This is a genomic window from Variovorax sp. OV084 (assembly GCF_900111625.1).
Classification (GTDB): Bacteria; Pseudomonadota; Gammaproteobacteria; order Burkholderiales; family Burkholderiaceae_C; genus Variovorax.
The window spans coordinates 342355-367065 of sequence record NZ_FOII01000002.1; the positions used below are offsets into that span (position 1 = coordinate 342355).

General features: G+C 67.5%; 25 protein-coding genes. 20 read left to right on the plus strand and 5 right to left on the minus strand.

The genetic code is table 11. The features are described from left to right. Positions 1–4: 4 nt before the first annotated feature. A complete protein-coding gene (locus BMW87_RS07905; protein ID WP_093049237.1) occupies positions 5–439 on the minus strand; it encodes a MarR family winged helix-turn-helix transcriptional regulator in 435 nt (144 codons plus the stop codon). A gap of 142 nt (positions 440–581) precedes the next feature. On the opposite strand from BMW87_RS07905, the gene BMW87_RS07910 reads away from it, so the two are divergent. From BMW87_RS07910 to BMW87_RS07950, 9 genes are all read left to right on the plus strand, one after another. Beyond that, positions 582–1691 (plus strand): substrate-binding domain-containing protein, encoded by a 1110-nt coding sequence (locus BMW87_RS07910; protein ID WP_093049234.1) that lies wholly within the window; start codon positions 582–584, stop codon positions 1689–1691. A gap of 200 nt (positions 1692–1891) precedes the next feature. Then, positions 1892–3409 carry an amidase gene (locus BMW87_RS07915; protein WP_093075653.1) on the plus strand — a complete coding sequence of 506 codons (1518 nt, stop codon included), beginning with the start codon at positions 1892–1894 and terminating at the stop codon, positions 3407–3409. A gap of 84 nt (positions 3410–3493) precedes the next feature. Next, positions 3494–4720 (plus strand): urea ABC transporter substrate-binding protein, encoded by a 1227-nt coding sequence (locus BMW87_RS07920; protein WP_093075654.1) that lies wholly within the window; start codon positions 3494–3496, stop codon positions 4718–4720. Between the two features lie 15 nt (positions 4721–4735). Continuing rightward, positions 4736–5602, plus strand: a complete 867-nt coding sequence (locus tag BMW87_RS07925) for an ABC transporter permease subunit (protein ID WP_093075656.1) — start codon at positions 4736–4738, stop codon at positions 5600–5602. Then, positions 5599–6696: a branched-chain amino acid ABC transporter permease gene (locus tag BMW87_RS07930; RefSeq protein WP_256216699.1), complete on the plus strand. Its 1098-nt coding sequence runs from the start codon at positions 5599–5601 to the stop codon at positions 6694–6696. Before BMW87_RS07925 ends, BMW87_RS07930 begins: the two co-directional genes overlap by 4 nt. Then, entirely contained in the window at positions 6693–7412 is a 720-nt protein-coding gene (locus tag BMW87_RS07935; protein ID WP_093049222.1) for an ATP-binding cassette domain-containing protein, read from the plus strand. The genes BMW87_RS07930 and BMW87_RS07935 overlap by 4 nt, the downstream gene beginning before the upstream one ends. A gap of 20 nt (positions 7413–7432) precedes the next feature. Then, positions 7433–8137: an ABC transporter ATP-binding protein gene (locus BMW87_RS07940; protein ID WP_093049219.1), complete on the plus strand. Its 705-nt coding sequence runs from the start codon at positions 7433–7435 to the stop codon at positions 8135–8137. Further along, on the plus strand, positions 8134–9531 hold the full coding sequence (locus BMW87_RS07945) for an amidase (RefSeq protein WP_093075657.1): 1398 nt from the start codon (positions 8134–8136) through the stop codon (positions 9529–9531). Before BMW87_RS07940 ends, BMW87_RS07945 begins: the two co-directional genes overlap by 4 nt. Further along, positions 9528–11111, plus strand: a complete 1584-nt coding sequence (locus BMW87_RS07950) for a GMC family oxidoreductase (protein WP_093075659.1) — start codon at positions 9528–9530, stop codon at positions 11109–11111. The genes BMW87_RS07945 and BMW87_RS07950 overlap by 4 nt, the downstream gene beginning before the upstream one ends. Positions 11112–11119: 8 nt before the next feature. On the opposite strand, the gene BMW87_RS07955 is transcribed toward BMW87_RS07950, so the two are convergent. Continuing rightward, complete coding sequence (locus BMW87_RS07955) at positions 11120–11542, minus strand: hypothetical protein (RefSeq protein ID WP_093049210.1); 423 nt, start codon at positions 11540–11542, stop codon at positions 11120–11122. 114 nt (positions 11543–11656) lie between these two features. On the opposite strand from BMW87_RS07955, the gene BMW87_RS07960 reads away from it, so the two are divergent. The 4 genes from BMW87_RS07960 (at position 11657) to BMW87_RS07975 (ending at position 13699) form a co-directional block, all read left to right on the plus strand. Further along, positions 11657–12241: a GNAT family N-acetyltransferase gene (locus tag BMW87_RS07960; RefSeq protein ID WP_093075660.1), complete on the plus strand. Its 585-nt coding sequence runs from the start codon at positions 11657–11659 to the stop codon at positions 12239–12241. Positions 12242–12272: 31 nt separating this feature from the next. Next, positions 12273–12554, plus strand: a complete 282-nt coding sequence (locus tag BMW87_RS07965) for a DUF2277 domain-containing protein (protein WP_093050367.1) — start codon at positions 12273–12275, stop codon at positions 12552–12554. A gap of 70 nt (positions 12555–12624) precedes the next feature. Next, entirely contained in the window at positions 12625–13026 is a 402-nt protein-coding gene (locus BMW87_RS07970) for a GFA family protein (RefSeq protein WP_093075662.1), read from the plus strand. A gap of 46 nt (positions 13027–13072) precedes the next feature. Then, entirely contained in the window at positions 13073–13699 is a 627-nt protein-coding gene (locus BMW87_RS07975; protein WP_093050364.1) for a LysE family translocator, read from the plus strand. Between the two features lie 69 nt (positions 13700–13768). Here the strand turns inward: BMW87_RS07975 and BMW87_RS07980 are convergent, their stop codons facing one another. Then, positions 13769–13978, minus strand: a complete 210-nt coding sequence (locus BMW87_RS07980; RefSeq protein WP_093049198.1) for a thrombospondin type 3 repeat-containing protein — start codon at positions 13976–13978, stop codon at positions 13769–13771. Positions 13979–14244: 266 nt separating this feature from the next. Here BMW87_RS07980 and pbpC point away from each other — a divergent pair, with 266 nt between their 5' ends. The 3 genes from pbpC to BMW87_RS07995 all read left to right on the plus strand — a co-directional run bounded on the left by pbpC (position 14245) and on the right by BMW87_RS07995 (position 18573). Further along, positions 14245–16500 carry a penicillin-binding protein 1C gene (gene pbpC, locus BMW87_RS07985; RefSeq protein ID WP_093075663.1) on the plus strand — a complete coding sequence of 752 codons (2256 nt, stop codon included), beginning with the start codon at positions 14245–14247 and terminating at the stop codon, positions 16498–16500. A 94-nt stretch (positions 16501–16594) separates the two neighbouring features. Then, complete coding sequence (locus BMW87_RS07990; RefSeq protein WP_093049192.1) at positions 16595–17275, plus strand: FadR/GntR family transcriptional regulator; 681 nt, start codon at positions 16595–16597, stop codon at positions 17273–17275. After that, entirely contained in the window at positions 17275–18573 is a 1299-nt protein-coding gene (locus BMW87_RS07995; protein WP_093049190.1) for a CynX/NimT family MFS transporter, read from the plus strand. Before BMW87_RS07990 ends, BMW87_RS07995 begins: the two co-directional genes overlap by 1 nt. A 14-nt stretch (positions 18574–18587) precedes the next feature. Here BMW87_RS07995 and BMW87_RS08000 read toward each other — a convergent pair whose 3' ends face one another. Next, positions 18588–19355 carry a hypothetical protein gene (locus BMW87_RS08000; protein WP_093075665.1) on the minus strand — a complete coding sequence of 256 codons (768 nt, stop codon included), beginning with the start codon at positions 19353–19355 and terminating at the stop codon, positions 18588–18590. Positions 19356–19420: 65 nt separating this feature from the next. On the opposite strand from BMW87_RS08000, the gene BMW87_RS08005 reads away from it, so the two are divergent. Further along, positions 19421–20056, plus strand: coding sequence for an ABC transporter ATP-binding protein (locus BMW87_RS08005; RefSeq protein WP_093075666.1), 636 nt, complete (start codon positions 19421–19423; stop codon positions 20054–20056). A 9-nt stretch (positions 20057–20065) separates the two neighbouring features. Here BMW87_RS08005 and BMW87_RS08010 read toward each other — a convergent pair whose 3' ends face one another. Beyond that, on the minus strand, positions 20066–20926 hold the full coding sequence (locus tag BMW87_RS08010; RefSeq protein WP_093075668.1) for an oxidoreductase: 861 nt from the start codon (positions 20924–20926) through the stop codon (positions 20066–20068). A 117-nt stretch (positions 20927–21043) separates the two neighbouring features. Here BMW87_RS08010 and BMW87_RS08015 point away from each other — a divergent pair, with 117 nt between their 5' ends. From BMW87_RS08015 to BMW87_RS08025, 3 genes are all read left to right on the plus strand, one after another. After that, positions 21044–21946: a LysR family transcriptional regulator gene (locus BMW87_RS08015; protein ID WP_093075669.1), complete on the plus strand. Its 903-nt coding sequence runs from the start codon at positions 21044–21046 to the stop codon at positions 21944–21946. A gap of 150 nt (positions 21947–22096) precedes the next feature. Then, the gene (locus BMW87_RS08020) at positions 22097–24334 is read left to right on the plus strand and encodes an NADP-dependent isocitrate dehydrogenase (protein ID WP_093049177.1); all 2238 of its coding nucleotides are present in this window, start codon (positions 22097–22099) and stop codon (positions 24332–24334) included. A 23-nt stretch (positions 24335–24357) separates the two neighbouring features. After that, positions 24358–24702 (plus strand): DUF1161 domain-containing protein, encoded by a 345-nt coding sequence (locus BMW87_RS08025; RefSeq protein WP_093076061.1) that lies wholly within the window; start codon positions 24358–24360, stop codon positions 24700–24702. The last annotated feature ends 9 nt before the right edge of the window (positions 24703–24711 follow it).

The window sequence follows — 24711 nt, forward strand, 5'->3', positions numbered from 1 at the left end:
CGCGTCAGGGCGCTTCGCACTCGTCGATGAAGTTCTCGAGCAGCTTCTTGAGCTGGCTGGTCTTGCGCGGGCCCAGCGCTTCTTCGATGACATCGTGGTGCGCGTCCACGCTTTTCTTCAGGCGCGAGACCGTTTCCAGGCCCAGGTCGCTGATGTAGACCAGCACCCTGCGGCTGTCGGTGGCGTCGGCTGCGCGCTGCACCAGCCCGCGGCTCACCAGCTTGTCGATGTTCTTGGTCAGCGCCGGGTGGTTCAGCAGCACGGTTTCCGCCAGGTCGCCCATGGAACGCCCCTGCTCGTCGGCCAGCACCTGCAGGATGCGCCAGTGCTCTTCCGTCACCTCTTCCGCGGCGATGGATTGGGCCAGGCCGATGCGCATGCGCCGGTTGGCGGAGGCCAGCAGGTAGGCCAGGTACTGGGAAATGTCTTGCTCGGGCATGGGCGGCGGGGCGGTCTGCGTCGGAATCGGATGCGGGTGAGTCTACGCAGAATCGTTTGCCTTGGAAAGTATTGGCGCGATTTTTGCAGCATGCTCAGCCCCAGTCGCCGTCCTTCCATCCTCCGCACCGGTCACTCGTCCCATGCCCGCCCTCTCATCGAACAGGATTGCGGCCCGCGCGCAACGGCCGCGGCCCCTGCTTGCGCGCCAGGAACTCAACATCGCGCTGTGCGTGCCGCTGGGCGGCACGGCCGGCATATGGGCTCCCTCTTCCCTCGCCTGCGCCAAGCTGGCGCAGGCCGAGCTCAACCGCGACGCGGGCATCGGGGGCCGCTCATGCCGGCTGCTGACCGTCAATGCCGCGGGCGATTCGGCCGACATCGAAGCCACGCTGACCGAACTGGTGCAGGCCGGCGACATCGACGCCATCATCGGCATGCACACCAGCGCCGTGCGCCACCGCATCCTGCGCGCCGTGGGGGGGCAGATCCCGATCGTCTATACGCCGCTGTACGAAGGCGGGGAATCCACGCCAGGTGTCTTCGCGATCGGCGAGACCGCCGCACGCCAGCTGCAGCCGGCGATCGGCTGGCTGGGCCGCCACAAGCACCCGCGGCGCTGGTTCGCGGTCGGCAACGACTACATCTGGCCGCACGTCTCGCACCGGATGGCGCGCGGCTACATCGCGCAAGCCGGCGGCGAGCTGGTCGGCGAGACGTACGTTCCCTTCGGAACCACGGATTTCTCGCAGGTGCTCGACGCGCTCCACAAGGGCAGCGTCGACGCCGTCCTGCTCTCGCTCATCGGACAGGATGCCATCGAGTTCAACCGGGCCTTCGGCCGCACGAGCCTGTCGCGCGCCATGCTGCGGCTGTCCTGCGCCATCGGGGAGAACGAACTCCTGGGCATCGGCGCCGACAACGCGGAAGACCTCTACATGGCCTGCGGCTACTTCGCCACGCTCGACACGGAGGCCAACCTGGCCTTCAAGGAGCGCTACCACGCGCATTTCGGCGAGCGCGCGCCGACCCTCAACACCTTCGGCCAGTCGACCTACGAGGGCATGCATTTCCTGGGCGCGCTGTTCGCCGGAAGCAGGCAGCCCATGGCCTGCCTGGAACACCTGGGCGGCACGCCGATCCACTACCGCAGCGCGCGGGAAGCCGACTACCAGGGCGGTGGAGTGAACCGCACGCCGATCTATCTGGCCCGGGCCGAAGGCAATGCGTTTCGCGTCATCACGCGACTTTGAGTGAGCTGAGAACGGGTCTGTTTTATTTTCCAAGGAAAATAAAATCCTTGACTTGGAAAATATCGGCACACAGAATAAAGCCGTGACGAGCCTGTAGGCGCCCGCTGCTTCGCACGGTGCGGCAAGGCCGACGCAACGCTGATCCGGCCGCCTCTTCGGGGCTGCCGGCGCCCACTCAACGAAGAACGCGGAGTCCGCTCATGGCCATCAAGCGCCCCACCCTCGACCAGCTGCAGGACGTTGCCCTGGGCCTGGGCATCCATCTGTCCGAAGCGCAGGCCAGCAGCTACAACGCGCTGCTGCAGGCCAACTTCGATGCCTACGATGCGGTCGACGCGATGCCCGACTACCTGCCTGTCGTGAGCTATGCGCGCACGCCCGGCTACCGTCCCCTGGGCGAAGAAAACAAGTACGGCGCCTGGTACGTCAAGACCACGATCAAGGGCAAGGCCGAGGGCAAGCTCGCCGGCAAGACCGTGGTGCTCAAGGACAACGTCTGCCTCGCCGGCGTGCCGATGATGAACGGCGCCTCCACGCTCGAAGGCTATGTGCCGAACGTCGACGCCACCGTCGTCACCCGGCTGCTCGATGCCGGCGCCACGGTGGTGGGCAAGTCGGTCTGCGAATACTTCTGCTTCTCGGGCGGCTCGCACACCAGTGCCTCCGGGCCGGTCCACAACCCGCACCGCATGGGCTACTCGGCCGGAGGCTCCTCGTCGGGCAGCGCAGCGCTGGTGGCCGCGGGCGAGGTCGACCTCGCGATCGGCGGCGACCAGGGTGGCTCCATCCGCATGCCGGCGTCCTACTGCGGCATCTACGGCATGAAGGCCACCCACGGCCTGGTGCCCTACACCGGCGTGATGCCGATCGAACTCACCATCGACCACACCGGCCCGATGACGGCCAACGTGACCGACAACGCGCTGATGCTCGAAGTGCTGGCCGGCCCCGACGGACTCGACCCCCGCCAGCATGCAGGCCAGGCCGCCAAGCCCTACAGCGAGCTCATGAAGGACGGCGTGCGCGGCCTGCGCATCGGCATCGTCAAGGAAGGCTTCGGCTGGCCCCAGTCGGACCCCGCCGTCGGTGCCAAGGTGCGCAAGGCGGCCGAGGTGTTCACCCGGCTGGGCGCGATCGTCAGCGAGGTGTCGGTCCCCATGCACTCGGTCGGCCCGGCGATCTGGCTGCCGATTGCCGCCGAGGGCGCCACCCAGCAGATGATGAAAGACAACGGCCACGGCTTCAACTGGAAGGGGCTCTACGTCACCAGCATGGTCGACTTCCACGCCGGCTGGAAGCACCGCGCCGACGAGCTCTCCGAAACGCTCAAGCTCACCATGGTGCTGGGCGAGTATTTCATCAAGCACTACCGCGGCCACTACTACGCCAAGGCGCAGAACCTGGCCCGCCAGCTGACCGCGGCCTACGACAGCGCCCTGTCCGATGTCGATCTGCTGCTGATGCCCACGCTGCCGATCACGGCCACGCCGCTGCCGGCGCCAGGCGCCAGCATCGAGGAGGTGGTCACGCGCGCCTTCGAGGTGCTGCCCAACACCTGCCCCTTCGACGTCACCGGCCATCCCTCGATGAGCGTGCCCTGCGGGCTGATCGACGGCCTGCCGGTCGGGATGATGCTCACCGGCCGCTGCTACGACGAGGCCACCATCTACCGCGCCGCCTATGCCTTCGAGCAGGCCGGCGACTGGAAAGCCATCTGACGCTTTCGCCCGCTTTCTTCTGTTCCTGCCCTTCCCGACAACACAGTGGCGGCTGCGCCCGCCGAGCAACGAGGAGTTAGTTCCATGGATCGTCGTTCCTTCATCCAGTCTTCGGCCGCTGCCCTGGCGGGCACCGCGGTGCCGCTGTTTCCGATGGCAGCCATGGCCGCCGACGAGATCGTCGTCGGCAGCATCGTCGACATGTCGGGCGGGCTGGACATCTACGGCAAGCCGATGGCCGACTGCATGACGCTCGCGGTCGAGGAGCAGAACGCCGCCGGCGGCCTGCTGGGCAAGAAGATCAGGCTGGCCACCTACGACCCGCAGTCGAACATGCAGCTCTATGCGCAATTCGCGCAGCAGTCGGCGCTGAAGGACAAGTCGACGGTCGTGATGGGCGGCATCACCTCGGCCTCGCGCGAGGTGATCCGGCCGGTGCTCACGCGCAACAAGACGCTGTACTTCTACAACACGCAGTACGAAGGAGGCGTGTGCGACCGCAACACCTTCTGCACCGGCGTCACGCCCGGCCAGACCGTCGCCAAGCTCATTCCCTACGCGATGAAGAAGTGGGGCAAGAAGGTCTACGTGGTGGCGGCCGACTACAACTACGGCCAGATCACGTCGCAATGGGTCAAGAAGTTCGTGCAGGAGAACGGCGGCTCGGTCGCCTCCATCGACTTCTTCCCGCTCGACGTGACCAACTTCGGCCCGACCATCTCGAAGATCGAGGCGGCCAAGCCCGACATGATCGTCTCGGCGCTGGTCGGCGGCGCGCACATCTCCTTCTACCGCCAGTGGGCAGCCGCGGGCCTGACGAAGAAGATCCCGCTCGCGTCCACCACTTTCGCGGGCGGCAATGAGCACATCGTGCTGTCGCAGGCCGAGGCCGACGGCTTTCTCATCTCCTACAACTACTTCCAGAACCTCGACACGCCGCAGAACAAGGCCTTCAAGGAGCGCTTCTACAAGCGCTTCGGCGCCGACTATCCCAACATCACCGAACTCGCGATGGGTACCTACCAGGGCTTCAAGCTCTGGGCCGAGGGCGTGAAGAAGGCCGGTTCACTGGACCGCGAGAAGATGATCGCCGCCCTGGAGACCGGCATCAGCATCGACGGCCCGAGCGGCAAGGTCTCGCTCGACCCGGCAACCCACCACTGCGTGCTGAACGTGAGCATCGCGGAGGTGCGCAACAAGCAGCTCAACATCGTCGAGACCTTTCAGCAGCTGCCCCCGGTGGACACCAGCGCGGTCTGCAACCTCGTGAAGAACCCGAAGGACAACCAGCAGTACGTGATCAAGGTCTGAAGGCAAGGCACCGGCATGGATCTCGCACTCGTCGTTCTCATCCAGGTGCTCTACGCGGTGGCGAGCCTGGTCATCGTCTCGGCCGGGCTGGCCGTCATCTTCGGGATGATGAAGGTCATCAACCTCGCGCACGGCGAGTTCATGATGCTCGGTGCCTATGCCGTCATCGCGGCGCTCAAGATCGGCATCAACCTGTGGATCGCGATGTTCATCGTCGCGCCGATCGCGGTGGGCCTGGTCGGCGTGGTGCTGGAGCGGCTGGTCATCCGCCGCCTCTACGGCCGCATGGTCGACACCATGCTGGCCACCTGGGGGCTGTCGCTGCTGCTGGTGGGCATCGTCACCTCGGTGGCGGGCAACACCACGGCCGGCGTCTCGGCGCCGCTGGGCAGCTTCTCCGTCGGCGCCTATTCGGTCAGCGGATACACGCTGGTGATCATCGCGGTTGCCGTGGCGCTGTCACTCGCGATCCGCTTCGTGCTCACGCGCACGCAGCTTGGCCTGATCGCACGCGGCACCATGCAGAAGCCCGACATGGCGAACGCACTCGGCATCAGCCCGAGCCGCGTGTACTCGGTCACCTTCGCGGTGGGTGCCGCGCTCTCCGGCCTGGCCGGCGGGCTGCTCGCGCCGCTGACGGGCGTGGTGCCGACCATGGGCGCCGCCTTCGTGGCCAAGGCCTTCATCACCGTGATCGGCGGCGGGCCGGCCATCCTGGCAGGCCTGATCGGCGCATCGGCGCTGTTCGGCGCCATCAACCAGCTCGCGACCTTCGTGACCACGCCGGTGCTGGGCGAGGTGGCGCTGCTCGTGGCCGCGATCGTGATGCTGCGGCTGCTGCCGCAAGGCATCACCGGGCGTTTCTTCAAGGGGTCCCTGTGAATCGTTTTGCCAAGTCCTGGGCCAGCGCGGCGATCAGCCTGGCCGTTGGCGTCGCGCTGCTCTTCGGCCTGCCCGGCGTGATGGACGACTACACGCTGATCGAAGTCACGATCTACGCCGTCATGTCGATCCTCGGCGTGAGCCTGGCCTTCATCTGGGGCTTCGGCGGCATCCTGTGCTTCGGGCAGGCAGCCTTCTTCGGGCTCGGCTCGTACACCTACGCGATCGCGATGATGAACATGGGCGACAGCACCGTGCCCTTCCTGCTCGCGATCGTGGTCCCCGCGCTGTTCGCCGCGCTGCTGGGCTACGTGATCTTCTACGGCCGGCTGTCGGACGTGTACATGGGCGTCATCACCCTCACCGTCACGCTGATCCTGTTCAACCTGATCAACTCGACCGCCGGGCCGGAGTGGCGCATCGGCAGCGCGCCGCTGGGCGGCTTCAACGGCATCCCGGCGATACCGACGCTCAACTGGCCCGGGCAGCAGGACGAGGTGCTCACGCCGAAGGACCTGTTCTACGTCACCTTCAGCTGCCTGCTGCTGGTCTATCTGGGGCTGCGCGTGCTGATCAGCTCGAAGATCGGCCGCGTGATCGTCGCGGCCAAGGAGAACGAGCAGCGCGTGCTGCTGCTGGGCTACGACGCGCGCGCCTACAAGCTCTTCAGCTTCACGCTGGGCGGCGCCATCGCGGGCCTGGCGGGCTGCCTGTTCGCGAACTGGGGCGCGTTCACGAGCCCCACCATCTTCGGCCTCGGGCAGTCGGCGCAGATCATCATCTGGGTCATCGTCGGCGGCCTGGGCACGCTGGTCGGGCCGATCGTCGGCTGCATCGCGATCCAGTGGCTCACCTCGCAGATCGGTACGCAGCAGACCTTCAATTCCAACCTGGTGCTCGGCGGCATCCTGGTGGTCTTCGTGCTGCTGGTGCCGCGCGGCATCGTGCCGACCCTCGGCGACCTGATCGACATGGCGTGGCGGCGCCTGCGCAAGACGCCGGCCCATGCCCCGAAGGTGGCCTCGCCCGCGGCAGTCCCCAAGGCCCCGGTCGAAGCGCCGCACGCGCTGGCCGCAACGGAGACGGCCCCATGACGACACCCCTGATCGAGACCCGCAACCTCAACGTGCGCTTCGGCGGCGTGCACGCCACGCGCGACGTGAACTTCACGCTGGCCGAAGCCGAGCTGCGCTGCGTGATCGGCCCGAACGGCGCCGGCAAGAGCACCTTCTTCAAGCTGCTGACCGGCCAGGTCAAGCCGACCTCGGGCCAGATCCTGTTCCGCGGTCAGGACATCTCGAAGATGCAGCCGCACGACCCGGGCCGCCTGGGCATCGGCATCAAGACCCAGGTGCCGAGCCTCTTCAACGGGCTGAGCGTGTGGGAGAACGTGTGGCTCTCGGCGCGGCGCCTGAACAGCACCGCGCAGGCCGACCGCATCACGCGCGAGACGCTCGAACGCGTGGGCATGCATGCCTACCGCGACGTCACGGCCGGGCTGCTGGCGCACGGCATGCGGCAGTGGGTCGAGATCGGCGTGGTGATCGCGGCCGATCCGCCGCTGATCCTGCTCGACGAACCAGCCGCCGGCATGAGCGACGCCGAAGTGGCGCGCACGGCCGAACTCATCCTGGAAATCAACCGCCAGCATGCGCTGGTGGTGGTGGAACACGACATGAACTTCATCCGCATGATCGCCAGGAAGGTCACCGTGCTGCACCAGGGCGCCGTGATCAAGGAGGACACGCCGGACCGCATCATGAGCGACCCGCTGATCCAGCAGATCTACCTCGGCAAGAAGCCGCACTGAACCCGAAGGCGCACCACAACATGCTGGACGTATCGGGTCTTCACGCAGGCTACGGGGCCATCCCCGTGCTGCACGACATCTCGCTGAAGATCGCACAAGGCGAATCGGTCGGCATCCTCGGCCACAACGGCATGGGCAAGACCACCATGCTGCGCACGCTGATCGGCGCGCTGCGTGCCACATCGGGCACCGTGCGCTTCGGCGATGCCGACGTCACGCGCCTTGCGCCGCATGCGCGAGCCCGCCTGGGCATGGCCTACGTGCCGCAGGGGCGCGAGATCTTTCCGACGCTGAGCGCGATGGACAACCTGCGCATGGGCCTGGTGAAGACCGGCGAGCGCACGCTGCACACCATCGAGGCGCTGCTGGAGGACTTTCCGCGCCTCAAGCCGCTGCTCGAACGGCCCGGCGGTTCGCTCTCGGGCGGCGAGCAGCAGTTGCTGGCACTGGCCCGCGCACTGGCCGGAAAGCCCACGCTGCTGCTGCTCGACGAGCCCACCGAAGGCATCCAGCCTTCGATCATCGAGGAGATCGCCGAAACGCTGGCGGCGCTGCGCGACCGCATGAAGCTCACGATCGTGCTGGTGGAGCAGAACCTCGAATTCATCGCCGCCGTGTCGCAGCGAGTGCTCGTCATCAAGCGCGGCCAGATCGGCGGGGAGATCCCGCGCGAGCACCTCGGCGATTTCGAAATCATGAGTCAATACACAGGAGTCCATGGATGAGCAACGAACTGCATTACCTCGAGCTGGTGGACATCGGCCAGCGCATCCAGCGCAAGGAGCTCTCGCCGGTCGAGGTCACGCAAGCGCAGCTCGACCGCATCGGCAAGGTCGACGGCGCGCTGAAAAGCTATGCGATCGTGACGGCCGAACAGGCGCTGGCCGAAGCGCGCCGCGCCGAGGCCGAGATCGCAAAGGGCCAGGTCCGCGGGCCGCTGCATGGCGTGCCCATCGCGGTAAAGGATCTGTGCTGGACCGAGGGCGTGGCCACCGCCGCCGGCATGACGCTCTACCGGGACTTCGTGCCCACCGAGGACGGCACGGCCGTGCGCAAGCTGCGCGAGGCCGGCGCCGTGATCCTCGGCAAGCTGCAGCTCACCGAGAGCGCATATGCCGACCACCACCCCACAGTCACGCCGCCGGTCAATCCGTGGAATGCGGCGCACTGGTCGGGTGCGTCATCGAGCGGCTCGGGCGTCGCGACCGCGGCGGGGCTTTGCTATGGCTCGCTGGGCACCGACACGGGAGGCTCGATCCGCTTCCCCAGCGCCGCCAACGGGCTCACCGGCCTCAAGCCGACCTGGGGCCGCGTGAGCCGCTACGGTGCCTTCGAGCTGGCCGCGACACTCGACCACATCGGCCCGATGACGCGCAGCGCCGCCGATGCGGGCGCGATGCTCGGCGCCATCGCGGGCGCCGACCCCAAGGACCCGACCGCGAGCCTGGCGGCCGTGCCCAACTACCTGGCGGGCATGCAGGGGGGCCTGCGCGGCTTGCGCGTGGGCATCGATGCGCGCTGGAATGGCGAGGGCGTCGATGCGCAGACCTTGAAGGTGATGGAAGGCGCGCTCGCGGCTGTGCGCGAGCTGGGCGCCGAGGTGCGCGAAGTTGCCTTCCCCGACCCGGCGCAGGTCATCGCCGACTGGTTTCCGCTCTGCGGCATCGAGGCGGCCGTGGTGCACGAGTCGACCTACCCCGCACGCAAGGACATGTACGGCCCGGCCCTGTCCGGCCTGCTCGACCTCGGCCGCGCGCAGAGCGGCATGGACTACCAGAAGATCGTGCTGAACCGCCATGCCTTCAGCGGCCGGGTGCGGGCGATGTTCGAGGGCATCGACCTGCTGCTAGTGCCGGCCCACGGCGTGGCGTCGCCCACGCTCGCGCGCATGGCCACCTTCGGCGAGGACGCCGCGCTGATGTCCGCCATGCTGCGCTACACATGCCCCTTCGACATGAGCGGCAGCCCCACGATCACGCTGCCGGGCGGCTTCACCGAGGCCGGCACGCCGGTTGCCTTCCAGTTCGTCGCCCGCCATTTCGAGGAAGAACTGCTGGTGCGCGCGGGCTGGGCCTTTCAGCAGGCGACCGACTGGCACCAGCGGCATCCGGCGCTTTGAAGGCGTACGACACGATCATCGTGGGCGCCGGCACAGCAGGCTGCGTGCTGGCGAACCGGCTGTCGGCCGATCCGGCCCGCAAGGTGCTGCTGCTCGAGGCGGGCAGGGCCGCGCCCCGCGCCTCCAGCATTCCGGCGCTGTGGTCGTCGATGTTGAACACCGAGGTGGACTGGAGCTTTCATACCGAGCCGCAGCCGGGTTGCAAGGGAAGGCGCCTGTACTGGCCCAGAGGCAGGATGGTCGGTGGATCGGGCGCCCTGAACGCGATGATCTACATGCGCGGCGTGCCCTCCGACTACGACCGCTGGGCAGCGGCCGGATGCGCCGGATGGAGCTGGAAAGAGGTACTGCCGTTCTTCAAGCGGTCCGAGCAGAACCTTCGGCTTGGCGCTTCGCCCCTGCACGGCAGCGAAGGGGAGCTGGTCGTCTCCGACATCGCGCACGTCGACGCGGTGGAGCGCCTCTGGCTGCAGGCCGCGCAGGCAGCCGGCTTGCCGGCGAACGAAGATTTCAATGGCCCGCGCCAGGAAGGCGTCGGGCTGTTCCAGGCCACGGTGAAGGACGGCGCGCGCTTCGGCACCGGCAGTGCGTTCCTGGCGCCCGCGCTGGCGCGTCCCAACCTGTCCCTGCACACCGGCGTGACGCTCCTGCGCCTGATCTTCGACGGTACGCGGGCGACCGGCGTGGAGTTTCTTCACAACGGGATTCCCGGACGCATCACCGCCTCTTCCGAGGTGGTGCTCTGTGCAGGCGCCGTGGGCTCGCCTCACCTGCTGCTGAACTCGGGCATCGGTGCGGCCGACGAGCTTTCCCGCGTCGGCATACGCCCGTTGATCGACCTGCCCGGCGTCGGCAAGAACCTGCAGGACCACGTCAACGCTTCCATCACCTGTGCCACGCACGAGCGGTTCGGCATTGCACAGGCTGCGGACGAGGAAGCGGCGCTCCACATGAAGCTGTGGGAGCAAGACCGCAGCGGACCGCTCGCCTCGAACTGGTCTTCATGCGGGGGCTTCGCGCGCGTCGGGCCCGGCACCGGCGACCCCGACCTTCAGCTCTATTGCATCCCCAGCGCCAACCGCGACCACAACCGCCATCTCTCGGCAGGCCCGGGCATCACGCTTTTCTCGGTCCTGCAGCGACCGCAGAGCCATGGCGAGCTGCGCCTGCGTTCCGCCGATCCGCTCGAGGCGCCGGCCATCGACCCTCGGTACTTCAGCGACGCGCAGGGTAGCGACCTGCAGCTTCTGGTGGAAGGCATCCGCCTGAACCGAGAGATCTTGCGCCAGGCGCCCATCGCCGAACACCTCGGCAATGAGATTTCAGCCAGTGCGGGCGCAGTCACCGATGCGCATCTGCGCGATTTCGTTCGCGGCCACGCATCCACCCTGTATCACCCGACCAGCACCTGCAAGATGGGCATCGACGACCTGGCAGTCGTGGACCCGACTTTGAAGGTTCATGGCATCGAAGGCCTCTATGTGGCCGATGCCTCGGTGTTCCCTTGCATGGTTTCGGGCAACACGAATGCACCGACGGTGATGGTGGCGGAGCGTGCGGCGCACTTCATCGCCCCCTGAGCCGCCCGTTACCGGCTCAAGGCGATAAGGCTCCACACGATCGCCACGAGCTGGGCGAGGTTGATCAGGATTGCGGTGATGTGGGTCCTGCGGAATCCCGGGATCGCATCCATGTAGTTGGACTGGATCTGCGCCCCGAGCGCGTCCATCTTGGGAATGACCTTCTTGCGCAGCGCGACGGCAATCAACGCCAGCGCCGCAGCACCCACCGCGAGCCCCGGGCGACCCGCAAATGCAAAGCTGACGGCCGTTGCAGCCGCGGTAACGAATGCGGCGCGGTAGTAGATGTTGAAGAAGCCACGCACAAAGCGGGCGTCGAGCGGCGTGTCGTGCTTCAGCACCAGGAGCGGGATGGAACCCATGATGAAGTAAGCCGTCGTGACGAGAAGTGCCACCGTGAAGAACAGGGCGGCAAACATGGCAGCAGACATCTTGGTTTTCCTCCACGCCATGGGGCTTGGGACGACCGGCACATTATGGGCATTGGCCCGCTGCCGTCCACTGGTGGCTGCCCTGCCCCGGGGTCATCGGCTATCGTCCTGTTCATGTCGCTCGCGCAACCCTCACTCACCGGCCCCCGCCTTCTGCTGCGCCCGCTGCTCGATTCCGACGCGGCGGCGCTCGTCGAGGCAGCCTCTGACGGCGAACTCTGGAGCCTGCCGTTCACCGTCGTGCCCTCGGCCGAAACCGTCGATGCCTACATCGGCAACGCCCTCGCCGGCCGGGACGCCGGCACCGTGATGCCCTTCGCCACCGTGCTGCGCGAGACCGGCAAGGTCATCGGCTCCACGCGCTTCTGGAAGATCGACCGCATCAACCGCAAGCTGGAAATCGGCAGCACCTGGATCGCGGCCTCATGGCAGAAGACCTTCGTCAACACCGAGGCCAAGCTGCTGATGCTGCGCTACGCTTTCGAAGAACTGCAATGCGTGCGCGTACAGCTCACCACCGACGAGATCAATGCCAAGTCGCGCGCGGCCATTCTTAGGCTCGGTGCGAAGCAGGAAGGCGTCGTGCGCAACGAACGGATCATGCCGGACGGCCGCAAGCGCAATTCGGTGCGCTTCAGCATCATCGACGACGAGTGGCCGGCGGTAAAACAGCAACTGGAAGCGCGAATCCGTGCATGAATGTCGCGCATGAACCAAATGGAGAGTGCCCATGTGCCGCAGCATCAAGACCCTCTACAACTTCGAGCCGCCGGCCACCGAGCAGGAGATCCGCGCCGCCGCGCTGCAGTTCGTGCGCAAGCTCAGCGGCTTCAGCGTGCCGTCCAGGGCCAACGAGGAAGCCTTCGAACGCGCTGTCGATGAGGTGGCCGCCACCGCGGCGCGGCTTATCGACTCGCTGGTCACCACGGCCGAGCCGCGCGATCGGGCCATCGAGGCCGAGCGCGCCAAGGCCCGCGCCGCCGTGCGCTTCGGCAGCAGCACCGCCGGATAACCTGCTGCCAGCGTCGCGGCATCGCCTTTGATATGGTGCTCTCCAGCACCACCATGCGAATTCCGAGCGTATGAAAAAGACCTACACGGGCGGCTGCCATTGCGGCGCCGTTCGATTCGAAGCCGATATCGACCTGAGCCTGGGCACCCTGCGCTGCAACTGCTCGATCTGCACCAAGACCCGCTTCTGGCCCGCCATCGTTGCGACCGATGCCTTCCGGCTGATCGAAGGCGAATCCGAACTCAGCGAGCAGATGCTCGACACCCGCAACAGCCACTACATCGTCTGCAGGCATTGCAGCGTGCGCTCCTTCGGCGTGGGCCATTCCCCCGAGACCGGCGCGAGCGCCTATGGCGTGAACGTGACCTGCCTGGACGACATGGACCTCGACGACCTCGCCAACTCGCCGATAAGCTACGTGGACGGACACCGCGGCACCTGGCACGTCGCGCGCACAGCCATCGGAATCTGACGAAGAGAACCGCTTCCCGCACAAACCACCATCTGGAGATATACACATGCCCATCGAACTCTGGCTCGCCTTCGTCGCGGCCTCCGCCGTCATGCTGATCATTCCGGGGCCGACCATCCTCACGGTGATCAGCTATTCCATGTCGCACGGCCGCCGCGCCAACGTGCCGCTGGTGGCGGCCGTGGCGCTCGGCGACTCGACGGCGCTGGTGGTGTCGCTGCTGGGGCTGGGTGCGCTGCTGGCCACCTCGGCCTTCTGGTTCACGGTAGTCAAGTGCGTGGGCGGGCTGTACCTGCTGTACCTCGGCATCAAGTTGCTGCGCGCGGGCATCTCGTCCACCGAGGTGGCCGCACCGGCCGCGCCCGCCTCGCGGCTGCGGCTGTTCGCCAACACCTACCTGGTGACGGCGCTGAACCCGAAGGGCATCGTGTTCTTCGTGGCCTTCCTGCCGCAGTTCATCAGCCCGGCGGCCGACGTGACGCGCCAGCTCTGGGTGCTGGCCGTCACCTTCGTGGTGCTGGCGGCGACCAACGCGACGCTCTATGCAGTGTTCGCTGGCTCGGCGCGCAAGCTGCTGTCGTCGCCACGCGCGCAGCGGCGCTTCAACTTCGCGGGTGGCTCGCTGCTGAGTGCGGCGGGCATCTGGGCACTGATGGCGCGCCGGCCGGTGTAGCCGACCCGCACAGCTCCATGAAAAAGGCCGCGAAGCGCCATGCTTCGCGGCCTTTTCTTTCGTTGCCGCTCAGTTGCGGTACGGGTTGTTCGGATTGCGGTCGTAGCGGTTGGGAACGCCGTCGTTGTCACGGTCCCTGTCATAGCGGTTCGGCACGCCGTCGCGATCGCGATCGCCGTAGTGCTGGCCGCGCGGCGGCGGCGGACGGTCGTAGGGTGCGACCACACAGCCGGCCAGGATGGCCGATGCGGCCAGCAGGATCGCCAATGTCTTCGTCATGTGAGTTCTCCTTGGAGTGTTTGTGAAACCGGGGTTCGCCTCCTGCGAGCCGGTACTGCATTGAAGGCCACGCCGGTACGCGTTGGGTTTCTCGATTGAGGCCCTTGCGTGAAGTTCGTTACCGGATGTGGAACCTGAAGAGAACTCTGAGCCGGAGTTCCAGCTCCGGCAAGGCGGCGGGCCGCCCGTCCCCGAGTAGGCGAGGTTCCCGTGGTGCATCGCCGAGAATGTCGTGGCCTCACGCCTTTCGGACACGAATCTTTTCGATGCAGCTCGCGCCCCTCATTCCCGCCCGCAAGACCCTCGCCGCTGCCTTGCTGGCCGTGGCTTGCGCGCACCCTGCCTGGGCTCTCGTCAGCTTCGAGGAAGTGAAGCGCGATTTCCGCTCGTCCGACACCGCGGTGCTCGACCGCAACGGCGAGCTGCTGCAGCGCGTGCGCACCGACCCCACCGTGCGGCGCGGCCAGTGGACCGCGCTGGCCGATGTGTCGCCAGCGCTGCGCACGGCCATGGTGCTGAGCGAGGACAAGCGCTTCTACGAGCACAGCGGCATCGACTGGCGCGCAGTTTCGGCGGCCGCCTGGGGCAACTTGTGGAACACGCGCACGCGCGGCGCCTCGACCATCACGATGCAGCTGTCGGGCCTGCTCGACGAAGACCTGCGCCGCAACTCGGGCGGGCGCAGCTTCACGCAGAAGATCGGGCAGACGGTGGCGGCCGCGCAGCTGGAGCGCAACTGGCGCAAGGACCAGATTCTGGAGGCGTACCTCAACACCGTGCCGTTCCGCGGCGAGATCGTAGGCATCGACGCGCTCTCGCGTACGCTGTTCGGCAAGGCGCCGAGCGGGCTCGATGCGCGCGAGGCGGCCGTTGCGTCGGCGCTGGTGCGCGCGCCGAATGCCAAGCCCGCCGTGGTGGCGCAGCGCGCCTGCGAGGTGCTGCGCGCGATGGAGCCGCAGCAGAAGACCGACTGCGAGGCGCTCGACATGTTCACCAGCGCGGCGGTGCAGCGAAAGGCCTTCGAGGCGAACGAAGGGATTGCGCCGCATGCGGCGCGGCGTGTGCTGCGGGAACTGAGGGACGCGAATGCGGGGGCAGCCCCCGCCCCGCCCCTCGCCCAGCGGCCGAAGGAGAAAGGCAGGGAAGTCGGCGTGCGAACCACGCTGCGCGCACCGCTGCAGCGCTTTGCGCTCGACTCCCTGCAGCGCCACCTGCGCGAATTGCGCGAGCGCCATGTGGAAGACGGTTCGCTCGTCGTGCTCGACAACGCAACGGGCGAAGTGCTCGCCTGGGTCGGCTCCTCCGGTCCGCTGAGCCAGGCGGCCGAGGTCGATGGCGTCACCGCCTTGCGCCAGCCTGGCTCCACGCTCAAGCCCCTGCTCTATGGCCAGGCGATTGCCGAGCGGCGCATTACCGCGGCCTCGCTGATCGAGGATTCTTCGGCGCAGATCAGCACCGCCAGCGGCCTCTACATTCCGCAGAACTACGACCGCCGCTTCAAGGGCCCGGTATCGGCGCGCACCGCGCTGGCAGCGTCGCTCAACGTGCCGGCGGTGCGCACGCTGGTGATGGTGTCGCCCGAGGCCTTCGCGCGCGAGCTGCGTGCAGCCGGCCTGCCGCTGCGCGAGAGCGGCGACTACTACGGCTACAGCCTCGCGCTGGGCAGCGCCGAGGTATCGCTGCTGTCGCTCACCAATGCCTACCGCATGCTGGCCAACGGCGGGCGCTACGGCACGACGACGCTGACCGCGCGGCCACCTGTGCCTGCGGACAAGACGAAGGCAGGCGCCCCGCCGCTGCTCGACCCGCGCGCCGCCTTCATCGTCGGCGACATCCTCTCCGACCCGAACGCGCGCACGCGCACCTTCGGCCTCGACAGCATCCTCTCCACCCGCTTCTGGACGGCCGTGAAGACCGGCACCAGCAAGGACATGCGCGACAACTGGGCCGTGGGCTGGTCGCAGCGCTACACGGTGGGCGTGTGGGTCGGCAACGCCAGCGGCGAATCGATGTGGGACGTGAGCGGCACCAGCGGCGCCGCGCCGGTGTGGGCCGAGGTGATGCGCTTCCTGCACGCACGCGAGCCGAGCCGCGCACCCGCGCCGCCGCCGGGCCTCGTCGAAACGCGCGTGAGCTTCGGCCCCGGCGCCGACGGCAACCCGCTCGAAGCGGCGCGCAGCGAATGGTTCCTGCAGGGCACCGAGCAGCCGCTGTTCGCGCTCGACACCGGCATGGCGGCCGACACCGTCTCGGCGCGCATCACCGCGCCGACCGACGGCACCATCATCGCGCTCGACCCCGACATTCCGCCCCAGCGCCAGCGCGTGCGCTTCGACTCGGAAGGCCGCGGCGTGCAGTGGCGCGTCGACGGCAAGCCCTTTGCGCGCGGCAACAGCGTGCAGTGGTTTCCCTGGCCCGGGCGCCACGTGATCGAGCTGGTGGACGCCAGCGGCAAGGTGGTCGACCAGCGCCGGCTCGAAGTGCGCGGCGCGGGCGTGGTGACGAAAAGCGCGCGCCGGTAATTGGCCCGGTTGCCGTCCGGGCCAATCAGCGGATGTACAGTCCGGGCTTTGGACGGCAAAATTCGTCCAATCATTGAATGACTAGGCCCACCTGATGCTTGCCCAAGCCCCTCGCACATCTCTGGCGGACACCGCTGCCGACAGCATCCGCGCCGAAATCTCCGCCGGCCGCTGGGCCGTCGGCTCCCGCATACCCATCGAGCCGCAGCTCGCACAACTGCTGGGCGTGAGCCGCGGCACGGTGCGCGAGGCGGTCAAGACGCTGGTGTCGCGCGGGCTGCTCGAAGTGCGCCAGGGCTCGGGCACTTACGTTCGCTCGGGTTTCGACCCGTCTTCCAGCCTGCAGAAGATGCGCCTGGCCAGCCTGCGCGACCAGTTCGAAGTGCGCCGCGCACTCGAAGTGGAGGCCGCGCGGCTCGCGGCGGTGCGCCACACGGCGCGCGACCTGCGCCGCCTGCACACCCTGCTCGACAAGCGCGGCACCTTCGACGCCAGCGACAACGGCGCGGGCTTCATCGAACGCGACCTCGCCTTTCACCTCGCCATCGTCGACGTGTCGGGCAATCTCGCGCTGGCCGAAACCTGCCGCTTCATCACGGGCTACATCAAGGAAACCATCGCGAGCTCGCTGGGCAGCAGCAACCTGCCCGAGCCCGACGAAGCCGCGCACCGCGCCATCGTCGAAGGCATTGCCAGCCGCGACCCCGACGTGGCCGCCGCGGCGGTGCGCACCTTCATGGCGCCGATGATCAACGCGCTGGCGCTGGGCTCGTGATGAGTTCGGCCACCTTCGCGCCGGGCAACGGCGCCACTACGCGCCACGCAAGCAACGACCTGCTGATCGACGCCGAAGCCGACAGCCTGCCCATGCCGCGGCCCACACCCGCGCCAACACTCGCCCGCCGAATCCTGCTCGGCGCGAGCGTGGTGCTGATCGCCTTCAACCTGCGCCCGGTGTTCGCCAGCCTCTCGGTGGTGCTGCCGGAAATCATCAAGGCCACCGGGCTCTCGTCCACCGCCGCGAGCCTGCTGACCACGTTGCCGATCGTCTGCCTCGGCGTGTTCGCGCCGCTCGCGCCCGGCCTGGGCCGGCGCTTCGGCACAGAGCGCACGCTGCTCGCGTGCATGGTGCTGATCCTGGTCGGCACGGTGCTGCGCGGCACCGGCAACATTCCGCTGCTGTTCCTGGCCTCGGCCATCGCGGGCAGCGGCATCGCGGTGTCGAACGTGCTGCTGTCAGGCCTGGTGAAGCGCGACTTCGCGGCGCAGGCGGCGCTGATGATGGGCCTGTACACCATGGCCGTGTGCGGCGGCGCGGCCAGCGCCGCCGGCCTCACAGTGCCCATCGAGCACGCGCTGGGCGGCGGCTGGACCATGGCGCTCGCTATGTGGGCGCTGCCGGCCGCGCTGGTCACGCTGATCTGGGCGCCGCAGGCGCTGCCGCTGAAGCCGGTAGCGAGCGAATCGGGCTTCACGGTGCGCGGCCTGTGGCGCGACAGGCTGGCGTGGCAGGTCACCTTCTTCATGGGGCTCCAATCAGCCCTTGCCTACATCGTGATGGGCTGGCTCGCGCCGATATTGCGCGAGCGCGGCCTCGGCAGCGAAACAGCCGGCTACGTGGTGTCGCTGTCGGTCATGACGCAGGTGGTCACCTGCCTCGTGGTGCCGGCGCTGGCGGTGAAGCTGCGCAACCAGCGCGGGCTGGCCGTGGTGCTGGCGATGCTCACGGTGGGCGCCATGCTGGCGATGCTGTTCGCGCCGCTCGGTGGGGTATGGGCCTGGGCCGTGCTGCTGGGCATTGCGCAGGGCGGCACCTTCGCGCTGGCGCTCACGATGATCGTGCTGCGCTCGCCCGACTCGCACGTGGCCGCGCACCTCTCGGGCATGGCGCAGGGCGTGGGCTACATGGTGGCGGCCTTCGGTCCGCTGGTGGCCGGGCTGCTGCACGGCTGGACGGGGAGCTTTCGCGCCTCGTCGTGGCTCTTCATCGGGCTGGGCATCGCGCTCGTCGTCGCGGGGCTGGGCGCCGGCCGCACGATGCACGTGGGCACGACGACCGTGCCGCGGCACTGAGCAAGTCTGCTTCCTTACTGCGGCCCGCCGCAGAAATCCGCGCGTTCGGTGGTCTTCGCGGTGAAGCGGATGCGTGTGCTGCTCGCTGAGCTTTTCGGCTCGTTCTGCGGCCACTCGCTCTGCAGCCAGGTGTATTGCCACTCATACGACGCACCCGGCTTCGCGGCTTCGCCGTAGGCGATGCGCAGGCTGCCGTTGCTTTCGTCGTGGCAGTGCTTCGAGGTCTTGTATTCCTTCTCGCTGAAGCAGGCGCGGATCATCTTGAAGCACGAGAACGGAATGCCTTCTTGCACGGCCTTGCCGCCTTCGAGCGGGATGAAGTCGGCCGTGTCGAACGAGGCGCCGCCGCCGGAGTACCCCTCGAACACGGTCTGCAGCACGGCCACGGCCCACTTGCCTTCAGCCAGCGGATAGAGCGCGGGCGCAAGCGACAGGTGCGTGTCGGGCCGGTCGGCGTCCTTCTTCAGGCCCTGCGCGTAGTCCGAGAAGTCATGGAGGCGATCGAGCTGCCAGCTCTTCGCATCGATGCCTCGCTTGATGCGCGCCATGACCAACGGCTCGCCAGAGAGCACCACATAGTCATTGGGCGAAGCGCCGCGCGGGCGGTACAGGCCGAGCTCCTGCACGTCGCAGGGCTGCGGCAGCAAGCCGCAGAGGTGCGCTCGCCATTGCGCATCGAGCGACTCGGGCTTCTTCACGGCATCGAACACCTGCGCGGACGGCGCGGCGAGCACGGGAGCGGCGAACGGCAGGGAGAGCAGCAGCGGCAACAGCTTTTTCATGGAGCCGAATGGTAGCCACGGCCTGGGCGTTGCGCGAGGGTAGCTTGCTAAAGTCGGCTCCGACCATGAATCTTTCTTCTCCTCCCCTCCTCCGGATCGATGCGCTGCGCTTCGCGTACCCCGACCAGCCTGCGCTGGTGTCGAACTGGAGCGCATCCATCGGCCCGGGCGTCACGCTGCTTTATGGCGACACGGGCACCGGCAAATCGGCGCTGCTCCAGGTGATTGCAGGCACGCTGCCCGCCACCGGGCGGCTGACGGTGGCGGGGGTGAGCCTCGATGCCGCGCCCGAGGCGTATCGCCGCCAGGTGTTCTTCGTCGATCCGGTGACCGACCGCTTCGACCAGCTCACCGCACGCGAATGCACGGCCTCGCTCGTCGAGGGCGACGCGGGCTTCAGCGACGCGAAGTGGCAGGCCATTGCCGACGGCTTTGCGCTCGCCCCGCATCTGGACAAGAAGATGTTCATGCTCTCGACCGGTTCGAAGCGCAAGGTGTGGATGGCGGCCGGGCTTGCATCGGGCCGCCCGCTCATCCTGCTCGACGAGCCGACGGCCGGGCTCGATGCACCATCGACCCGCTGCCTGTGGGCCACGCTCACCGGCTTTGCGGACCAGTCGAAGCAGGCGGTCATCGCGGCCAGCGCGGCGCGCATCGACACGGTGCCGCTCGCGGCCACCATCGAGCTGCCGCTCGGCTGAAGCGTCTCTTCAGGCCGCGTCGAAGTTCGTGCTGCGGCTCACGGCCTCCCAGGCCTCCATGTCCTTGAGCAGCGCCTGCGCATGCGCGCGCACCGCATCGACCGAATCGTCGCCCAGTTGCAGGCGCAGCGGTGTGTGTTCGGCGTCCAGCGCCTTCTCGATGGCCACCGCCGCCTTGCGCGGATCGCCGGCCTGCGTGTTGTGCATGGTGTGCGCGAACTCGCGCGTGGCGCCCACCACCGGCTGGTAGGCCTCGATCACCGGCATGTGGCGCATGCCGCTGCCCGCGAGCTGCGTGCGGAACTGGCCCGGCTCAACGATCAGCACCTTGATGCCGAAGGGCGCCACTTCCTGCGCCAGCGCTTCCGAGGCGCCTTCCAGCGCGAACTTGGAGGCCGAGTACGCGCTGAAGCCCGAGAACGACAACTGCCCGCCCAGGCTGGAGATGTTGACGATGGCGCCCGACTTCTGCGCACGCAGCACCGGCAGCGCGGCGCGGGTGACGGCCATGGCGCCGAAGAAGTTGGTGTTCATCAGGGCGCGCAGCTCGGCGTCGGGAGTTTCTTCTAGCGCGCCGACCACGCCGTAGCCGGCGTTGTTGATGAGCACGTCGATACGGCCGAAGCGCGCGACCGCGGCTTGAACGGCGGCTTCGGCTGCGCCGGCCACATCCACGTCGAGCGGCGTGGCCAGCACGCGGTCGGGCGCCAGCGCCACGAGATCGGCGAGGCGGCCGGCGTCGCGGGCGGTGGCGACCACGTTGTGGCCCTGCGCCAGCGCGTGTTCGGCAAAGGCGTGGCCGAAGCCGGAAGCAGCGCCGGTGATGAACCAGGTCTTGCGGGTTTCGGGAGTGTTGGCGGTGATGGGCATGAGGGTGGCTCCTTCGGTATTTGCGGGTTGTTGGAGAGGCATGGCGTGACTGTTCCAGCAATCGCATTCATCGACTAGACGGTTCAAATCGAATGCACCTTGCGATACAATGCATGAATGGACCGCACCCTGCTCCCGCACCTCACGATCGTGCTGGCGGTGCACCGGCGCGGCGGCTTCGCGGCTGCCGCGGCCGAACTGGGCATGAGCGCCTCGGCCGTGAGCCACGCGGTGCGCGCCGTCGAAGACCACCTGGGCCAGCCGCTGTTCGCGCGCACCACCCGCAGCGTGCGGCTCACCGAGGCCGGCGCCGGCTTCATCGGCATGCTCGGCCCCGCCATGGGCGAGATTGCCGATGCGGTCGACCGCTTTGGTGAAGCATTGGGGCGCGTGAGCGGCGTGCTGCGCATCAACGCGCCGCACGTGGCGCTGCCACTGGCCATGACGCCGCTGGTGGCCGAAATGTCGCGCCGCCACCCCGAACTCACGGTCGAAATTACCTGCGACGACGGCCTGGCCGACATCGTCGCCGGCGGCCACGACGCGGGTGTGCGGCTGGGCCACACGGTGGCGCAAGACATGGTCGCCGTGCGGCTCACGCCGCCCTTCCAGGCCATCATGGTGGCCACGCCGCGCTACCTGGCCACGGCCGGAGAGCCGCGCAACATCGACGCGCTGCAGCAGCACAACTGCATCGGCTTTCGCTTCGTGACTTCGGGCGGCGTGTACGCCTGGGACCTGCGCGACAAAGCAGGCGCCCACGTATCGGTCGAAGTGCCGGGCACGGTGCGCGTCACCGACGCGCTGTATGCCCGTGATCTGGCACTGGCCGACGTGGGCATTGCCTACATCTTCGAGCCGCTGGTGCGCACCGAACTGCGCGACGGCCGCCTGCGGCAGCTGCTGCCGCGCACGGCTTTCGACGAGCCGGGGCTGTTTTTGTACTTTCCGCGCCGCGCGGCGCAGGCACCCAAGCTGCGCGCTTTTGTCGACCTGGCGCGGGAAATGCTGAAGCCTTAAGACGCCCTCCAGTGGGGGGCATCGGGCCCAGCCCGGCCAAACCCGGCTCCAGCCGGGCGACAATCGGGGATTCCGGCGAAAACACCCCTATCCCCGTTCCGCCGGAAGTTCCAGCCAACCCGACAACCCAGGATCTACGGAAGCAAGCGCATGAGCTCGAAGCAACCCACCATCGTCTACACCCTCACCGACGAGGCGCCCCTGCTGGCGACCTACGCGTTTCTGCCCATCATCCGCGCCTTCACCAACCCGGCCGGCATCAACGTGGCCACCAGCGACATCTCCGTGGCGGCCCGCATCCTGGGCGAATTTCCCGAGCTGCTGAGCGACGACCAGAAGGTGCCCGACAACCTGGCCGAACTGGGCAAGCTCACGCTCAAGCCCGAGGCCAACATCATCAAGCTGCCCAACATCAGCGCCTCGGTGTCCCAGCTCAAGTCGGCCATCAAGGAACTGCAGGGCAAGGGCTACAAGATCCCCGACTACCCGGAGAACCCGACCTCGGACGAGGACAAGGACATCCGCGCGCGCTACAACAAGTGCACCGGCAGCGCGGTGAACCCTGTGCTGCGCGAAGGCAACTCCGACCGCCGCGCGCCCAAGGCCGTGAAGGAATACGCACGCAAGAACCCGCACAGCATGGCCGACTGGAGCCAGGCCTCGCGCTCGCACGTCTCGCACATGCACGGCGGCGACTTCTACCATGGCGAAAAGTCCATGACGCTGGACCGCGCGCGCAACGTCAAGATGGAGCTGATCACCAAGAGCGGCAAGACCATCGTGCTCAAGCCCAAGGTCGCGCTGCTGGACCGCGAGGTCATCGACTCCATGTTCATGAGCAAGAAGGCACTGCTGGCCTTCTATGAAAAGGAGATCGAGGACGCGCACAAGACCGGCGTCATGTTCTCGCTGCACGTCAAGGCCACCATGATGAAGGTCTCGCACCCCATCGTGTTCGGCCACTGCGTGAAGATCTTCTACAAGGAAGCCTTCGAGAAGCACGGCAAGCTGTTCGACGAGCTGGGCATCAACGTCAACAACGGCATGATCGATCTCTACAACAAGATCGCCACGCTGCCGCAGAGCACGCAGGACGAGATCAAGCGCGACCTGCACGCCTGCCACGAGGGCCGCCCCGAGCTGGCGATGGTCGACTCGGCCAAGGGCATCACCAACTTCCATTCGCCCAACGACGTGATCGTGGACGCCTCGATGCCCGCGATGATCCGCAACGGCGGCAAGATGTGGGGCGCCGACGGCCGCCTGAAGGACGTGAAGGCCGTGATGCCCGAATCGACCTTCGCCCGCATCTACCAGGAGATCATCAACTTCTGCAAGTGGCACGGCGCCTTCGACCCCAAGACCATGGGCACGGTGCCCAACGTGGGCCTCATGGCCCAGAAGGCCGAGGAGTACGGCTCGCACGACAAGACCTTCGAGATCCCGGAGGACGGCGTCGCCAACATCACCGACCTGGACAGCGGCGAAGTGCTGATGAGCGAGAACGTGGAGCAAGGCGACATCTGGCGCATGTGCCAGGTCAAGGACGCCGCGATCCGCGACTGGGTCAAGCTGGCCGTTACCCGTGCGCGCAACTCGGGCATGCCGGTGGTGTTCTGGCTGGACGCCTACCGCCCGCACGAGGCGCAGCTGATCACCAAGGTCAAGATGTACCTGCACGAGCACAACACCTCGGGCCTGGACATCCAGATCATGAGCCAAGTGCGCGCCATGCGCTACACGCTGGAGCGCGTCGTGCGCGGCCTGGACACCATCAGCGCCACCGGCAACATCCTGCGCGACTACCTGACCGACCTGTTCCCCATCATGGAACTGGGTACCTCGGCCAAGATGCTGTCGATCGTGCCGCTGATGGCCGGCGGCGGTCTGTACGAGACCGGCGCGGGCGGCTCGGCCCCCAAGCACGTGCAGCAGCTGGTGGAAGAAAACCACCTGCGCTGGGACTCGCTGGGCGAATTCCTTGCGCTGGCCGTGAGCCTGGAAGACCTGGGCCTGAAGACCGGCAACAAGAAAGCCGCCATCCTGGCCAAGACGCTCGACACCGCCACCGGCAAGCTGCTCGACAACAACAAGAACCCGTCGCCCAAGACCGGCCAGCTCGACAACCGCGGCAGCCAGTTCTACCTGGCCATGTACTGGGCGCAGGAACTCGCCGCGCAAACGGACGACAAGGAACTGCAGGCCCAGTTCGTGAAGCTGGCCGGCACGCTCGCCAGCAACGAGCAGAAGATCGTCGACGAACTCTCGGCCGTGCAGGGCAAGCCGGTGGACATCGGCGGCTACTACCTGGCGGACCCCGCCAAGTTCGAAGCCGTGATGCGCCCGAGCGCCACGCTCAACGCGGCGCTGGCGTCGGCCCAGGGCTGATGCGTATCGAGCGGGTGGCAGCCATGAAGCCTTGGCTCGCAATGCTTCCCGCCGCGCTGGCCCTGGCTGGCGCGGCAGGCACTGCGCACGGGGCCGAAGACTGCGAAGCCCTGCGCACCCGCGTCGAATCGAAGATTGCCGCGGCCGGCGTGGCGCGCTTCACCGTCACCGTCGTCGATGCCAACGCATCGGCGAACGGCCAGGTGGTGGGCAGCTGCGAGCTCGGCAGCAAGAAGGTCGTGTACCTGAAGGACGCCGGGTCCGGGCCGGGCTCGGCCCCGGCGGTCCCGCCCACATCGTCGGGCGAACCGATCCTCACCGAATGCAAGGACGGCACCGTGTCCGTCGGCGGCGACTGCAGGAAGTAGACGGGGCAG

What these genes read in the sequence shown, in the direction of transcription:
- BMW87_RS07940 (WP_093049219.1), top strand. Translation starts at nt 7,433, where the DNA reads ATGCTGGACGTATCGGGTCTTCACGCAGGCTACGGGGCCATCCCCGTG.
- BMW87_RS08010 (WP_093075668.1), bottom strand. Translation starts at nt 20,926, where the DNA reads ATGCCCATCACCGCCAACACTCCCGAAACCCGCAAGACCTGGTTCATC.
- BMW87_RS07945 (WP_093075657.1), top strand. Translation starts at nt 8,134, where the DNA reads ATGAGCAACGAACTGCATTACCTCGAGCTGGTGGACATCGGCCAGCGC.
- BMW87_RS07965 (WP_093050367.1), top strand. Translation starts at nt 12,273, where the DNA reads ATGTGCCGCAGCATCAAGACCCTCTACAACTTCGAGCCGCCGGCCACC.
- BMW87_RS07905 (WP_093049237.1), bottom strand. Translation starts at nt 439, where the DNA reads ATGCCCGAGCAAGACATTTCCCAGTACCTGGCCTACCTGCTGGCCTCC.
- BMW87_RS07925 (WP_093075656.1), top strand. Translation starts at nt 4,736, where the DNA reads ATGGATCTCGCACTCGTCGTTCTCATCCAGGTGCTCTACGCGGTGGCG.
- BMW87_RS07935 (WP_093049222.1), top strand. Translation starts at nt 6,693, where the DNA reads ATGACGACACCCCTGATCGAGACCCGCAACCTCAACGTGCGCTTCGGC.
- BMW87_RS07920 (WP_093075654.1), top strand. Translation starts at nt 3,494, where the DNA reads ATGGATCGTCGTTCCTTCATCCAGTCTTCGGCCGCTGCCCTGGCGGGC.
- BMW87_RS08025 (WP_093076061.1), top strand. Translation starts at nt 24,358, where the DNA reads ATGAAGCCTTGGCTCGCAATGCTTCCCGCCGCGCTGGCCCTGGCTGGC.
- BMW87_RS08020 (WP_093049177.1), top strand. Translation starts at nt 22,097, where the DNA reads ATGAGCTCGAAGCAACCCACCATCGTCTACACCCTCACCGACGAGGCG.
- BMW87_RS07910 (WP_093049234.1), top strand. Translation starts at nt 582, where the DNA reads ATGCCCGCCCTCTCATCGAACAGGATTGCGGCCCGCGCGCAACGGCCG.
- BMW87_RS07970 (WP_093075662.1), top strand. Translation starts at nt 12,625, where the DNA reads ATGAAAAAGACCTACACGGGCGGCTGCCATTGCGGCGCCGTTCGATTC.
- BMW87_RS08015 (WP_093075669.1), top strand. Translation starts at nt 21,044, where the DNA reads ATGGACCGCACCCTGCTCCCGCACCTCACGATCGTGCTGGCGGTGCAC.
- BMW87_RS07980 (WP_093049198.1), bottom strand. Translation starts at nt 13,978, where the DNA reads ATGACGAAGACATTGGCGATCCTGCTGGCCGCATCGGCCATCCTGGCC.
- BMW87_RS07960 (WP_093075660.1), top strand. Translation starts at nt 11,657, where the DNA reads ATGTCGCTCGCGCAACCCTCACTCACCGGCCCCCGCCTTCTGCTGCGC.
- BMW87_RS07915 (WP_093075653.1), top strand. Translation starts at nt 1,892, where the DNA reads ATGGCCATCAAGCGCCCCACCCTCGACCAGCTGCAGGACGTTGCCCTG.
- BMW87_RS08000 (WP_093075665.1), bottom strand. Translation starts at nt 19,355, where the DNA reads ATGAAAAAGCTGTTGCCGCTGCTGCTCTCCCTGCCGTTCGCCGCTCCC.
- BMW87_RS07975 (WP_093050364.1), top strand. Translation starts at nt 13,073, where the DNA reads ATGCCCATCGAACTCTGGCTCGCCTTCGTCGCGGCCTCCGCCGTCATG.
- BMW87_RS07955 (WP_093049210.1), bottom strand. Translation starts at nt 11,542, where the DNA reads ATGTCTGCTGCCATGTTTGCCGCCCTGTTCTTCACGGTGGCACTTCTC.
- BMW87_RS07995 (WP_093049190.1), top strand. Translation starts at nt 17,275, where the DNA reads ATGAGTTCGGCCACCTTCGCGCCGGGCAACGGCGCCACTACGCGCCAC.
- BMW87_RS07990 (WP_093049192.1), top strand. Translation starts at nt 16,595, where the DNA reads ATGCTTGCCCAAGCCCCTCGCACATCTCTGGCGGACACCGCTGCCGAC.
- pbpC (WP_093075663.1), top strand. Translation starts at nt 14,245, where the DNA reads ATGCAGCTCGCGCCCCTCATTCCCGCCCGCAAGACCCTCGCCGCTGCC.
- BMW87_RS08005 (WP_093075666.1), top strand. Translation starts at nt 19,421, where the DNA reads ATGAATCTTTCTTCTCCTCCCCTCCTCCGGATCGATGCGCTGCGCTTC.